Source organism: Kitasatospora sp. NPDC094028, assembly GCF_049543595.1.
Classification (GTDB): domain Bacteria; phylum Actinomycetota; class Actinomycetes; order Streptomycetales; family Streptomycetaceae; genus Kitasatospora.
Genome location: NZ_JBMVFA010000004.1, coordinates 395,482 through 410,968, shown reverse-complemented (window position 1 = coordinate 410,968; position 15,487 = coordinate 395,482). Strand labels below are relative to the sequence as shown.

General features: G+C 77.3%; 2 protein-coding genes. Both read left to right on the top strand.

Annotated elements, in window-relative coordinates; translation table 11 throughout:
• The first annotated feature begins 112 nt into the window (after nt 1–112).
• Nucleotides 113–10,174: a type I polyketide synthase gene (locus tag ACPC54_RS09510; protein WP_498962999.1), complete on the top strand. Its 10,062-nt coding sequence runs from the start codon at nt 113–115 to the stop codon at nt 10,172–10,174.
• A gap of 71 nt (nt 10,175–10,245) precedes the next feature.
• Entirely contained in the window at nt 10,246–15,462 is a 5,217-nt protein-coding gene (locus ACPC54_RS09505) for a type I polyketide synthase (RefSeq protein ID WP_498962997.1), read from the top strand.
• Nucleotides 15,463–15,487: the final 25 nt, after the last annotated feature.

The following is a 15,487-nucleotide window of genomic DNA, read 5'->3' as shown; positions in this document are numbered from 1 at the left end:
GGACCCCCGCCCGCGGGGGTCCGAGGACGAGCCGTAGGGCTCGCCCGGCGAGCCCCAGTGCCCACGACACCCGTCCCACCCGTCCCCACGGCTCGGAGTTCCGGAGTTCTCGATGACCACATCCAGTGAAGAAGTCGTCAAGGCGCTGCGAGCCTCCCTCAAGGAGGCCGAGCTGCTGCGGCAGCAGAACCGCCGGCTGACCGCCGCGGCCTCGGAGCCGATCGCGATCGTCGGCATGGCCTGCCGCTACCCGGGCGGCGTCGCCTCCCCCGAGGACCTGTGGCAGCTGGTGGCGACCGGCACGGACGCGATCAGCGCCTTCCCCGAGGACCGCGGCTGGGACGTCGACGGCCTGTACGACCCGGACCCGGACGCCACCGGGAAGACGTACACCCGGGCGGGCGGCTTCCTGCACGAGGCGCCGCTGTTCGACCCGGACTTCTTCGGCATCAGCCCGCGCGAGGCGGTCGCGATGCACCCCCAGCAGCGGCTGCTGCTGGAGGCGTCCTGGGAGGCCCTGGAGCGGGCCGGCATCGACCCGTCCTCGATGCGCGGCACCCGCACCGGCGTGTTCGCCGGCGTGATGCACCAGGACTACGCCGCCCGGCTGCGCGAGGCCCCCGAGGACCTTGAGGGCTACCTGATGACCGGCAGCCTCGGCAGCGTGGTGTCCGGCCGGGTGGCCTACACGCTGGGCCTGGAGGGGCCGGCCGTCACGGTGGACACGGCCTGCTCCTCCTCGCTGGTGGCCCTGCACCAGGCGGCGCAGTCGCTGCGCAGCGGCGAGTGCACGCTGGCGCTGGTCGGCGGCGTCACCGTGATGACCGGGCCGGGCGGTTTCGTCGAGTTCAGCCGCCAGCGCGCGCTCTCCGCGGACGGGCGCTGCCGGGCCTTCGCGGCCTCGGCGGACGGCACCGGCTGGGCGGAGGGCGTCGGCGTCCTGCTGGTCGAGAAGCTGTCGGACGCGCGGCGCAACGGGCACCGGGTCCTCGCGGTGGTGCGCGGCTCGGCCGTCAACCAGGACGGCAGCAGCAGCGGCTTCTCCGCGCCCAACGGGCCGGCCCAGCAGCGGGCGATCCGCGAGGCCCTGAAGAACGCCCAGCTGTCGGCCGAGCAGGTCGACGCCGTCGAGGCGCACGGCACCGGCACCAAGCTCGGCGACCCGATCGAGGCGCAGGCCCTGCTGGCCACCTACGGCAAGCAGCGGCCGGCCGAACGGCCGCTGTGGCTGGGCTCGTTGAAGTCCAACATCGGGCACGCGCAGGCGGCGGCCGGGGTCGGCGGCATCATCAAGATGGTGATGGCGCTGCGGCACGAGGTGCTGCCGCGCACCCTGCACGTGGACGCGCCGACGCCGCACGTGGACTGGTCGGGCGGCGGGGTGCGACTGCTGACCGAGGAGCGGGCCTGGCCGGCGGGCGAGCACGTCCGGCGGGCCGCCGTGTCCTCGTTCGGGATCAGCGGCACCAACGCGCACGTCATCCTGGAGGAGGCGCCGGCGGCCGACGAGCCGGCCGAGCGCGCCGACGCGCCGTCGCCGGTGGTGCCGTGGGTGCTGTCCACCCGGGACGAGCAGACGCTGCGGGCCCAGGCCGGGCAGCTGGCCGCCTTCCTGCGCGCCGACCCGGCCGCCGACCTGCGGGCGATCGGCCGCACCCTGCTGACCGGCCGCGCCTCGCTGGAGCAGCGCGCCGTCGTGCTCGGGCAGACCCGCGGCGAGCTGCTGACCGGGCTCACCGCGCTCACCGAAGGCGTCGCCGCGCCCGAACTCGTCACCGGCGGCGGCACGTTCGAGCGGCCGGTGTTCGTGTTCCCCGGCCAGGGCTCGCAGTGGCTCGGCATGGGCGCCGAACTCCTGGACTCCTCCGAGGTGTTCGCCGCCTCCATCGCGGCCTGCGAGGCCGCGCTGGCCCCGCACGTGGACTGGAACCTCACCGAGGTGCTGCGCGGCGGCGACCTCACCCGGGTCGACGTCGTCCAGCCCGCCCTGTTCGCCATGATGGTCTCGCTCGCCGAGGTCTGGAAGTCGCTCGGCGTCGAGCCCGCCGCCGTCATCGGCCACTCCCAGGGCGAGATCGCCGCCGCCACCGTCGCCGGCGCCCTGTCCCTGGAGGACGGCGCCCGGATCGCCGCGCTGCGCAGCCAGGCCATCACCGCCATCGCCGGGCAGGGCGGCATGGTCTCCGTGCCGCTGCCGCGCGACCGCGCCGAGGAGCTGCTGGGCGGCTGGGACGGCCGGGTCTTCGTGGCCGCCGTCAACGGCCCGTCCGCCACCGTCGTCGCCGGGGACCGCGACGCGCTCGACGAACTCCTCGCCCACTGCGAGGCCGAGGAGATCCGGGCCCGCCGGATCGACGTCGACTACGCCTCGCACACGCCGCACGTCGAGGCCATCGAGGCCCGGCTCGCCGAAGCCCTCGCCGGCATCGCGCCGCGCTCCGCGGACGTCCCGTTCTACTCGACCGTCACCGGCGGCCTGCTCGACACCGCCGCCCTGGACAGCGGTTACTGGTACACCAACCTGCGCCGGACCGTCCGCTTCACCGACGCCGTCAAGGCCGCCCGGGCGGACGGCCACGAGGTGTTCGTCGAGTCCAGCCCGCACCCCGTGCTCACCGCCGCCGTCGAGGACACGCTCGACGCCGCCGGGGCCGTGGTGGTCACCGGCACCCTGCGCCGCACCGAGGGCCACTGGACCAGGCTGCTCACCTCCGCCGCCCACCTGCACACCCACGGCGTGCCGGTCGACTGGACGGCGTTCCTGCCCGCCGGCGACCACGCCGACCTGCCGACCTACCCCTTCCGGCACCAGCACCTGTGGATCCGGGAGGCCGCCGCGGACGGGCCGGGCACGGCCGCGGCCGACGCGCCGGAGGCCGGGTTCTGGCAGGCCGTCGAGGAGCAGGACGTCGCCGCCGTGGCCGCCGCCCTGCGGGTCGAGGACGAGGAGCGGCGGCGGTCGCTGGACGCGCTGCTGCCCGTGCTGTCCTCCTGGCGCCGGGAGAGCCGGGAGCGCTCGGCCGTCGACGACTGGCGCTACCGGATCACCTGGAAGCCGCTCGCGGACCGCCCGGCGGCGGCCCTGACCGGCACCTGGCTGGTCGTCGTCCCGGCCGGCCGCGAGGAGGAGCGCTGGGTCGCCGAGGCCGTCCGGACCCTGGAGGGCGGCGGCGCGCGCACCGTGCTGCTGGAGACGACGGCCGCCGACGCGGACCGCGCCGTCCTCGCCGACCGGCTGCGCGAACTGCCCGAGCTCGCCGGCGTGCTGTCCTTCCTGGCGCTGGACGACAAGCGCCTCGACGGGCACCGCAGCCTCACCACCTGCGTGGCGCTGACCCTCACCCTGGTGCAGGCGATGGGCGACCTCGGCCTGCGCACCCCGCTGTGGTGCGCCACCCACCGCGCCGTGGCCACCGGCCTCTCCGACTCCCCCGCCGACCAGGTGCAGGCCCAGCTGTGGGGCCTCGGCCGGGTCGTCGCCCTGGAGCAGCCGCACCTGTGGGGCGGCCTGGTCGACCTGCCCGCGGAGCCGGACGCGCGGGCGCTCGGCCGGCTCGCCGGGGTCCTGGCCGGCGCCGGCGAGGAGGACCAGCTGGCGATACGCCCAGCCGGGCTGTTCGCCCGCCGGATGGCGCACGCCCCGCTCGGCGCGGCGCGGCCGGTCCGCGACTGGCGGCCGGGCGGCACGGTGATCGTCACCGGCGGCACCGGGAGCCTCGGCCCCCGGCTCGCCCGCTGGCTGGCCGAGCGCGGCGCCGAACACCTGGTGCTGGCCAGCCGTTCGGGCCCGGACGCCCCCGGGGCGGCGGACCTGGCGGCCGAGCTCACCGCGACCGGTGTGGACGTCACCCTGGCCGCCTGCGACGTCGCCGACCGGGACGCGGTGGCCGCGCTGCTGGACGGGCTGCGGGCCGAGGGCCGCACCGTCCGGGCCGTGCTGCACACCGCCGCGTTCATCGAGCTGCTGCCGGTGGACGGCACCCCGCTGGAGAGCCTGGACCAGGTGCTGGCCGCGAAGGTGGACGGCGCCCGGCACCTCGCCGAACTGCTGGACCCGGAGGCGCTGGACGCGTTCGTCCTGTTCTCCTCCATCGCCGGGTTCTGGGGCAGCGGCGACCACGCCGCCTACGCGGCCGCCAACGCCGCCCTCGACGCCCTGGCCGAGACGGGCCGCGCCCGCGGCCTGCCGATGACCTCCGTCGCCTGGGGCGTCTGGGAGGACGCCCTCAACACCTGGAAGAACCTCGGCGACCAGGACGTCGAGCGCACCCGCCGCAAGGTGCAGGCCCAGGGCCTTCCGCTGATGCGCCCCGAGCTGGCGATCGCCGGCCTGCAGCAGTCGCTGGACCACGACGACACCTTCGTCGCGATCGCCGACATCGACTGGGCGCGGTTCGTCCCGCTGTTCACGGCGCTGCGCCCGAGCCCGCTGCTCACCGAACTGCCCGGGGCGCGCGCGGCGCTGGCCGCCCCGGAGGCCGGCGCGGGCGCGCCAGGTGCCGGGAACGACTCCGAACTGCGGCGCACGCTCGTCGAGTTGTCCGAGGCCGACCAGCTCCGCACGCTGACCGAACTGGTGTCCGCGCACGCCGCCGCCGTCCTCGGGCGCACCGGCGCGGAGGCGATCAAGCCCGAACGGGCCTTCAAGGAGCTCGGGTTCGAGTCCCTGACGGCCGTCGAGCTGCGCAACCGGCTGAACGCCGCCACCGGGCTGCGGCTCCCGGCGACGCTGGTCTTCGACTACCCGACGCCCGCCGTGCTCGCCGCCGAACTTCGCCGCGAGGTCCTGGAGTTGGCGGCCACCGCGGCGCCCGTGGAGCAGGCCCCCGCCGGGGCCGGCGCGGACGAGCCGATCGCGATCGTCGGCATGGCCTGCCGCCTGCCCGGCGGGGTCACCACCCCCGAGGAGCTGTGGCGGCTGCTCGCCGCGGACGGCGACGCCGTCTCCGGCTTCCCGCCGGAGCGCGGCTGGGACCTGAGCGGGATCCACGGCCCCGGCGGCCGGGTCCGCGAGGGCGGCTTCGTGGCCGACGTGGACCGCTTCGACGCCGCGTTCTTCGGGATCAGCCCGCGCGAGGCGCTGGCCATGGACCCGCAGCAGCGGCAGCTGCTGGAGACCTCCTGGGAGGCCTTCGAGCGGGCCGGCATCGACCTCACCACCCTGCGCGGCAGCCGGACCGGCACCTTCGTCGGCGCCATGGACCAGGGCTACGGGGTGACCTCCGCCGACGCGCCGCCCGCGATCGAGGACTACGTCATCACCGGCAGCGTCACCAGCGTGATATCCGGCCGGGTCGCGTACGCGTTCGGCCTGGAGGGCCCGGCGATCACCGTCGACACGGCCTGCTCCTCCTCCCTGGTCGCGCTCCACCTGGCCGTCCGCTCGCTGCGCGGCGGCGAGTGCACGATGGCGCTGGCCGGCGGCTCGGTGGTGATGCCGGTACCGGACTCGTTCATCGGCTTCGACCGGATGGGCGCCCTGTCCGAGAGCGGCCGCTGCAAGGCCTTCTCCGACGACGCGGACGGCTTCGGCCTGTCCGAGGGCACCGGCGTCGTCCTGCTCGAACGGCTCTCCGACGCGCAGCGCCACGGGCACCCGGTGCTGGCCGTGATCCGCGGCTCCGCGCTCAACCAGGACGGCGCCTCCAACGGCCTGGCCGCCCCCAACGGGCCCTCGCAGCAGCGGGTGATCCGGGCGGCGCTCGCCGACGCCCGGCTGACCCCCGAGCAGATCGACGCGGTCGAGGCGCACGGCACCGGCACCCGGCTCGGCGACCCGATCGAGGCGCAGGCCCTGCTGGCCACCTACGGCCACCGGCGGGACACCGAACGGCCGCTGTGGCTGGGCGCGTTGAAGTCCAACATCGGCCACACCCAGGCGACCTCCGGGGTCGCGGGCGTCATCAAGATGGTGCTGGCGCTGCGCAACGAGGTGCTGCCGCGCACCCTGCACGTGACCGAGCCGACCACGCACGTGGACTGGTCCGGCGGCGGGGTGGCGCTACTCACCGAGCCGCGGGAATGGCCGCGCGAGGAGGGGCGTCCGCGCCGGGCCGGCGTGTCCGCGTTCGGCATCAGCGGCACCAACGCGCACCTGATCCTGGAGGAGGCGCCCGCCCCGGAGCCCGCCGGGGAGCCGGCCGAGCGCGCCGACTCGCCGTCGCCGGTGGTGCCGTGGGTGTTCTCCGCCCGCGACGAGCAGGCGCTGCGGGCCCGGGCCGGGCAGCTGGCCGCCTTCCTGCGCGAGCACCCGGAGGCCGACCCGCGCGCCGTCGGGCACACCCTGCTCACCGGGCGCGCCGCGCTGGAGCACCGCGCGGTGGTGCTCGGGCAGGACGTCGAGGAACTGCTGAACGGCCTCGCCGGGCTCGCCGAGGGAGCCGCCAAGCCGGCGGTCACCACGGGCGAGGGCGACCACGGGCGGCCGGTGTTCGTCTTCCCCGGCCAGGGCTCGCAGTGGCTCGGCATGGGCGCCGAACTCCTGGACTCCTCCGAGGTGTTCGCCCGCTCGATCGCCGACTGCGAGGCCGCGCTGGCCCCGTACGTCGACTGGTCGCTCACCGAGGTGCTGCGCGGCGGCGGCGACCTCCACCGGGTGGACGTCGTGCAGCCCGCGCTGTTCGCCATGATGGTCTCGCTGGCGGAGCTGTGGCGCTCGCTCGGCGTCGAGCCCGCCGCCGTCATCGGGCACTCGCAGGGCGAGATCGCCGCCGCCACCGTCGCCGGGGCGCTGTCCCTGGCGGACGGCGCCCGGGTCGCCGCGCTGCGCAGCCAGGCCATCACCGCCATCGCCGGGCAGGGCGGCATGGTCTCGCTCCCGCTGGCCCGCCAGGAGGCCACCGAGCTGCTGGCCCGCTGGGAGGGCCGGATCTCGGTCGCCGCCCTGAACGGCCCGACCGCCACCGTGGTCGCCGGGGACGTCGACGCGATCGAGGAACTCCTCGCGCTCTACAAGGACCAGGAGGTCCGGGCCCGCCGGATCGACGTCGACTACGCCTCGCACTCCCCGCACGTCGAGGCCATCGAGGCCCGGCTCGCCGAAGCCCTCGCGGGCATCACGCCGCGCTCCGCCGACGTCCCGTTCTACTCGACCGTCACCGGCGCGCTGCTGGACACCGCCGCCCTGGACGCCGGGTACTGGTACACCAACCTGCGCCAGACCGTGCGCTTCACCGACGCCGTCAAGGCCGCCCGTGCGGACGGCCTGGACGTCTTCGTCGAGTCCAGCCCGCACCCGGTGCTGACCCCGGCCATCGAGCAGGCCTTCGACGACACGCCGGCCCTGGTGACGGGCACGCTGCGCCGCACCGAGGGCGGCTGGACCAGGCTGCTCGCCTCCGCGGCCCACCTGCACACCCACGGGCTGCCCGTCGACTGGGCGCCGCTGCTGCCCGCCGGCGACCACGCCGAGCTGCCCACCTACCCGTTCCAGCGCGAGCGGTTCTGGCTCGCCCCGCCCGCCGCGGCCGACCCCCGCACCGCCGGGCTCGACGCCGCCGACCACCCGCTGCTGGCCGCCGCGCTGCCGCTGCCCGAGGACGACGGCGTGCTGCTCACCGGCCGCCTCTCCACGGCCACCCACCCGTGGCTGGCCGACCACGCCGTCTGGGGCACCGTGCTGGTCCCCGGCACCGGGCTGGTCGAACTCGCCCTGCAGGCCGGCCGGCAGCTCGACTGCCACCACCTCGACGAACTCACCCTGCAGGCACCGCTGCTGATCCCGGAGGAGGGGGCGGTCCGGGTCCAGGTCCGGGTCGGCGCCGCCGACGAGACCGGCCGCCGCCCGGTCACCGTCCACTCCAGCCCCGACGCCGAGCAGAACTGGACCCGCAACGCCGGCGGCGTGCTGGCCCCCGAGGGCCCGGCCGCCCGCTGGTCGCCCGAGCCGGTGTGGCCGCCGGCCGGCGCCGTGCCGGTCGGACTGGACGGCCTGTACGGCCGGCTCGCCGAGGACGGGCTGGTGTACGGCCCGGCCTTCCAGGGCCTGCGCGCGGCCTGGCGGCGCGGCGACGAGGTGTTCGCCGAGGTCCGGCTGGCCGAGGAGCAGCTCGCCGACACCGAGCGCTTCGGCGTCCACCCGGCGCTGCTGGACGCGGCCCTGCACACCACCCTGCTGGACGGTGCGGCCCAGGTCCGGCTGCCGTTCTCCTGGTCCGACGTCACCCTGCACGCGACGGCGGCCACCGCCCTGCGGGTGCGGCTGACGCCGACCGGGCCGGACGAACTGTCGCTGGACGTCGCCGACCAGACCGGCCAGCCGGTCGCCTCGGTCGACTCGCTCGCCGTCCGGCCGGTCTCCCGCACCCAGCTGGGCTCCGCCCGCTCCACCGCGGACGCGCTGTTCTGGGTGTCCTGGACCGAGGCCGCGGCCACCGCCGCCGGCCCGGCCCGGCTCGCCCTGCTGGGCGAGGACCGGCTCGGCCTCGCCGCCGCGCTGGCCGGGGCCGGGGCCGCGGCGAGCGCCCACCCGGACCTGGCCGCGCTCGGCGCCGCCGTCGCCGCCGGGGCGCCCGTGCCCGAGGCCGTCCTGCTGCCGTGGCTGCCCGGGCCGGGCACCGACACGCTCTCGGCGGACGCCGCCCGCGACGCCGTCGAGCGGGCGCTGGCCCTGCTTCAGGCCTGGGCCGCCGACGAGCGGTTCGCCGACTCCCGCCTGGTGCTGGTCACCCGGGGCGCCGTGGACACCCCCGACCCGGCCGGCTCGGCCGAGCCGGCCGACCTCGCGGCAGCCGCCGTCTGGGGCGCGGTGCGCTCCGCGCAGGCCGAGCACCCGAGCCGCTTCGTCCTGGTCGACCTCGACGGGCCCGACGCCGCCTCGCTGCGCGCCCTGCCCGCCCTGCTCGGCGGCGCCGAGCCGCAGTACGCCGTCCGGGCCGGCCGGGTCCTGGTGCCCCGGCTCGCCCGGCCCAACCCGGCCGACGCGGCCGACGGCGGGCCGCTGCTGGACCCGGAGGGCACGGTGCTGATCACCGGCGGCACCGGCACGCTCGGCGCGCTGGTCGCCCGGCACCTGGTCGAGACCCACGGCGCCCGGCACCTGCTGCTGGTCAGCCGCCAGGGCCGGCAGGCCGAGGGCGCCGAGGACCTGGTCGCCGCGCTCACCGAGGCCGGCGCCGCCGTCACCGTGGAGGCCTGCGACGCCGCCGACCGGGGCGCGCTGGCCGCGCTGCTGGCCGCCGTCCCGGCCGAGCACCCGCTGACCGGCGTGGTGCACGCCGCCGGGGTGCTGGACGACGGCACGCTCGCCTCGCTCACCCCGGAACGCACCCGCGCCGTCCTGCGGCCGAAGGTCGACGCCGCCTGGAACCTGCACGAACTGACCCTGGACGCCAAGCCCGCGCTGTTCGTCCTGTTCTCCGCCGCCGGCGGGGTGCTGGGCAACGCCGGGCAGGCCAACTACGCCGCCGCCAACGCCTACCTGGACGCGCTCGCCGCCCACCGCCGCACCCTCGGCCTGCCCGGGGTGTCGATGGCCTGGGGCCTGTGGGCCACCGTCAGCGCGATGACCGGACGGCTCAGCGAGGCCGACCGCTCCCGGATGCGGCGCGCCGGCGTGCTGCCGGTGTCCGCCGCGGACGGCCTGGCACTGTTCGACGCCGCGCTCGCCCAGGACCGCCCGCTGGTGCTGCCCGTCCGGCTCGACCTGCCCGCGCTGCGCGCCGGGGAGGCCGCCGAGCGGCCGCCGCTGCTGCGCGCCCTGCTGGGCACCGCGCCCCGCCGGGCGGCCCGCGCCGCGGCGGCCGGCAGCGCCGCCCCGGGCCTCGACCTGGCCGCCCTGCCGGCCGGCGAACAAGCCCACGCCCTGCTGGAACTGGTCCGGGCCCAGGTCGCCACCGTGCTCGGCTACAGCGATCCGGAGGCGGTCGGCACCGGGCGCGGCTTCCTGGAGTCCGGCTTCGACTCGCTGCGCGCCGTCGAGCTGCGCAACAGGCTGAACGCGGCCACCGGCCTGCGGCTGCCCGCCACGCTGGCCTTCGACCACCCGACCCCGGCCGCCGTCGCCGCCCACCTGGGCGAGCTGCTGCGGAGGCAGGCCGGGCCGGAGCCGGCGCCCGCCGCACCCGCGGCGGTTGCGCCCGAGCGGACCGAACCGGCCGTCGAGGACGACGAGTTGGCGGACGCCACGCTCGACGAACTGCTCGACATCGTCGACGACGAACTGCGCAGCTCTTGACCGCCGAACACCACCCGCACCCGAACCAGCCGAACCCGGACCACGTGTCGGACAGGAAGGCACACAGCGCAATGACCAGCGACGCGAAGGTCCTCGACACCCTCAAGCGGCTGACCCTCGACCTGCGCAGGACCCGCCGCCGTCTCCAGGAGGTCGAGGACGGCGCCCGCGAGCCGATCGCCGTCATCGGCATGGCCTGCCGCTACCCCGGCGGGGTCACCTCCCCCGAGGACCTGTGGCAGCTCGTCACCGAGGGGCGGGACGCCATCTCCCCGCTGCCGACCGACCGCGGCTGGGACGAGGACCTGTACCACCCGGACCCGGCCCGGCACGGCAGCGTGTACGTGCGCGACGGCGGATTCCTGGACGACGCCGCCGACTTCGACCCGGCGTTCTTCGGGATGAGCACCCGCGAGGCGCTGGCCACCGACCCGCAGCAGCGGCTGCTGCTGGAGACCTCCTGGGAGGCCTTCGAGCGGGCCGGCATCGACCCGGCCACCCTGCGCGGCTCCCGCACCGGCGTGTTCGCCGGGGTGATCTACCAGGACTACGCCTCCCGGCTGCGCCGGGTGCCGGGCGAGTTCGAGGGCTACGTCGGCAACGGCAGCACTGGCAGCGTCGCCTCCGGCCGGATCGCCTACACCTTCGGCCTGGAGGGGCCGGCCGTCACCCTCGACACCGCCTGCTCCTCCTCGCTGGTCGCCCTGCACCAGGCCGCCCAGTCGCTGCGCGCCGGGGACTGCTCGCTGGCGCTGGCCGGCGGCGTCACGGTGATGGCCTCGCCGCTGGCCCTGGTCGAGTTCAGCCGCCAGCGCGGCCTGGCCCCCGACGCCCGCTGCAAGGCCTTCTCGGCCGGCGCGGACGGCACCGGGCTGGGCGAGGGCGTCGGCATGCTGCTGCTGGAGCGGCTGTCCGACGCCCGGCGCAACGGGCGGCACGTGCTCGCCGTGATCCGCGGCAGCGCCGTCAACCAGGACGGCGCCAGCAGCGGGCTGACCGCGCCCAGCGGCCCGGCCCAGCAGCGGGTGATCCGGCAGGCACTGGCCTCGGCCGGGCTGTCCGCCCACGAGGTCGACGCCGTCGAGGCGCACGGGACGGGCACCACCCTGGGCGACCCGATCGAGGCGCAGGCGCTGATCGCCACCTACGGCCAGGACCGGCCCGCCGACCAGCCGCTCTGGCTCGGCTCGGTGAAGTCCAACATCGGGCACGCGCAGGCCGCGGCCGGCGTCGCCGGGGTGATCAAGACGGTGATGGCGATCCGGCACGGCGTGCTGCCGCGCACCCTGCACCTGGACGGCGGCAACCCGCTGGTGGACTGGGACGCGGGCGCCGTCGAGCTGCTCGCCGAACAGCGGGACTGGCCCGCGACCGGGCGGCCGCGCCGGGCCGGGGTGTCCTCCTTCGGGGTCAGCGGCACCAACGCGCACCTGATCCTGGAGGAGGACACGCCCGAGGAGACCTCGCCCGAGGAGGCCACGGCCGAGGAGGCCGCCGCCGTCGCCCCCGTGACCGTGCCGTGGGTGCTCTCCGGGCGGACCGAGGCCGCGCTGCACGCCCAGGCCGCCCGGCTGCTCGCCCGGCTGGACGAGCAGCCCGGCTTGACCGCCGTCGAGGTGGGCGCGGCGCTGGCCCGCACCCGCTCGGTGTTCGAGCACCGGGCCGTGCTGCTCGGCACCGACCTCGCCTCGCTGCGCTTCCAGCTGGCGGCGCTGGCGGACGGGTCGGCCACCCGGCGCGGGATCGCGGCGCAGGAGCGCCGGGTCGCGTTCGCGCTGCCCGAACAGGCCGAGGGGGCGGAGCAGGAGACCGGCGGACTCGACTGGGCCGCCCGCCTGCTGGAGACCTCGCCGGCCTTCGCCGCCCGCCTCGCCGCGTGCGACGCGGAACTGTCCCAGGTCGTCGGCTGGACGGCGACCGACGTGCTGCGCGGCGCCGCCGGCGCGCCCGACCCGGCGGCGGAGCCGGTCGCCCGGCCGCTGCGCTGGGCCGTGCTGGTGGCCCTGGCCGGCCTCTGGCAGGAGCACGGGGTGCGCCCGGCCGCCGTGATCGCCGCGGGCGCGGGCGCGCTCGCCGGGGCCACCGTCGCCGGGGCGCTGTCGCTGGCCCAAGGCGCAGCCGCAGCAGCCTCGGGCACCCCGGTCGACCTGACCAGCAGTCACATCCCGCTGTTCGCCGACCTGTCGGAGGCCGACAAGCGCCGCCACACCCTCGTCCTCGCCCTCGGCACCGACCCCGCGCCCGCCGCGGCCGGGCCGGGCCAGCGGGTGGTCGACGGCGGGCGCGACGCGGACGGCTTCCTCGCCGCACTGGCCGAACTCCACGTGCTCGGCGTCCCGGTGGACTGGTCGGCGGCCTTCCCCGCCACCGGCCTGCGCCGGGTCGAACTGCCCACCTACGCCTTCCAGCGCCGCCGCTACTGGCTGGAGGACGAGCCGCAGAGCCTCGACGTGGCGGCCGCCGGGCTGGCCCCCGCCGACCACCCGCTGCTGCACGCCGAGGTCGAACTCCCGGACGGCGGCGGTCTGCTGTTCACCGGCCGGCTCTCCCCGCGCGAGCAGGCCTGGCTGGCCGACCACGCCGTCCACGGGCGGGTGCTGCTCCCCGGCACGGCCGTGGTGGAGCTGGTCCGCTGGGCCGGCGAGCAGGCCGGCCGCCCGGGCGTGGGCGACCTGACGCTGCACGCCCCGCTGTTCCTCCCCGACCAGGGCACCCGCATCCGGCTCGCGGTCGGCGCGCCGGACACCGCCGGCCGTCGCCCGGTCGAACTGGCCTCCTGGGCCGCCACCGAGGACGGCGAGGGCACCTGGACCAGGCACGCCACCGGGACGCTCACCGCCGGGACGCCCGTCGACTCCTCCGACCTGGTCAGCTGGCCGCCGTCCGGCGCCGTGCCGTTCCCCGTCGACGGCTTCTACCCCCGCACCGAGGCGCTGGGCATCGCCTACGGCCCGGCCTTCCAGGGCCTGCGCGCGGCCTGGCGGCGCGGCGACGAGGTGTTCGCCGAGGTGGCGCTGCCCGCCGAGCTGCGCTCCGAGGCCGCCCGGTACGGCGTCCACCCGGCGCTGTTCGACGCGGCCCTGCAGGCCTTCGCCGCGGCCGGCCCCTCGGCCGGGGAGTCCGGGCCGGCCCTGGTGCCGTTCGCCTGGCAGGGCGTGTCGGTGCGGGCCGCCGGGCCCTCGACCCTGCGGGTGCGGCTCGCCCCGGCCGGGCCGGACGCGATGACCCTGGAGGCCGCCGACCAGGCGGGCGTGCCGGTGCTGTCCGTGGCGAGCCTGCACGCCCGGCCGATGGCGGCCGGCGACCAGGCCGCCGACGCCGACCGCAGCCGGCCGCTGTGGCGCACCCGCTGGCTGCCGGTGGCCGCGCCCGCGCCGGCCGCCGCCCCGCCCGCCGCCCCGCGCACGGCCGTCGTCGGCGCCGAGGCCGCCGGGTGGCCGACCGACGCCCGGTACCCGGACCTCGCCGCGCTGGCCGCCTCCGGCGACCCGGTGCCGGAGACCGTCCTGCTGCCGCTCGCGCCGGCCGGCCGGTCTCCGGTCGACCAGTCCCCCGCCGCCGTCCACGCGGCCACCGCCGCGGCGCTGCGCCTGGTCCAGGACTGGCTGGCCGAGCCCCGGTTCGCCGCCGCCCGCCTGGTGGTGGCCACCCGCGCGGCCCAGGCCGTCGAGGACGGCGACCCGGCCCCCGACCTCGCGGGCGCCGCCGTCTGGGGGCTGCTGCGCACCGCCCAGTCCGAACACCCGGGCCGCTTCGGCCTGGTGGACACCGACGGCATCCCGGCCGCGGAGCCGCTGGCGGCGGCGCTGGCCGCCCTGGCCGCCGACGAGCCTCAGTTGGCGGTCCGGCGCGGCAGTCTGTCGGCGCCGCGCCTGACCCGGAACACCACCCCCGCGAGCGGCGGGGCCGGGCTCGACCCGGAGGGCACCGTCCTGATCACCGGCGGCACCGGCACCCTCGGCGGCCTGCTCGCCCGCCACCTGGTCGAGGGCGGCGCCCGCCACCTGGTGCTCACCGGCCGGCGCGGCGACCGCACGCCCGGCGCGGCCGAGCTGGCGGCCGAACTGACCGCGCTCGGCGCCGAGGTGACCGTGGCCGCCTGCGACGCGGCCGACCGGGACGCCCTGGCCGCCCTGCTGGACTCGCTGCCCGCCGCGCACCCGCTGACGGCGGTGGTGCACGCGGCCGGGGTGACCGACGACGGCCTGCTGGCCGCGCTGACGCCCGAGCGGCTGGCCGCCGTGCTGCGGCCGAAGGTGGACGCCGCCTGGCACCTGCACGAGCTCACCCGGCACCTGGACCTGGCCGCGTTCGTGCTGTTCTCCTCCGCCTCGGGCGCCTTCGGCACCGCCGGCCAGGCCAACTACGCGGCCGCCAACGCCGGTCTGGACGCGCTCGCGCTGCGGCGCCGCGCCGAGGGCCTGCCCGCGCTCTCGCTGGCCTGGGGCCTGTGGGCCGAGCGCAGCGAGCTGACGGGCCGTCTGGACGGCGTCACCGCCGCCAGGTTGACCCGGGAGGGCGTCGGCGCACTCGACACCGCCGAAGCCCTTGATCTTTTCGACCGGGCCCGTAAGATCGACGAGCCGGTGCTGGTCCCCGTCCGGTTCGACCTCGGGCAGCTGCGCGAGCGGGCTGATCGGGACCGGATCCCGGCCCTGCTACGGGAGTTGGCGGCTCCGGCCCGGACTCCCGAGGCACCGGCGGCGGCCACCGCACCGAAGGCGTCCACCGCGCCGGAGGCCCCGGCGGCCGACCCGGCGACGGGCTTCGCGCAGCGCCTGCGGGCGATGCCGGAGGCCGACCGCCGGCGGGCCCTGCTCGACCTGGTCCGCAGCCACGCGGCCGTGGTCCTGGTCGAGGCGACGCCCGAGGACATCGACCCCGGTCAGGGCTTCGTCGACCTGGGCTTCGACTCCCTCGCCAACCTCGAACTGCAGGACCGGCTGAGCGACGCCACCGGGCTCAGCCTGCCGAGCACCCTGATCTTCGACTACCCGACCGCCCAGGCCCTGGCCGACCACCTCTGCGCCGAGTTCGGCACCGAGGAGGCCGTCGAGGTCGGGCCCGTCCTGGCCGAACTGGACCGGCTGGAGGCCTTCCTGGCCTCCTTCGACGCCAACCTCCAGGCCCGGCAGGCGATCACCCACCGGCTGAGGGACCTCCTCTCCCGCCGGGACGAGGACGCCCGCGACGGCACCGACAGCGACACCAGCACGGAACGACCCGATCTCGACTCCGCGACCGACGACGAGCTCTTCGACGTGCTCGACCAGTTGCGCGCCGGCTGACGGCGCGTACTCCCCAGGTCATCCC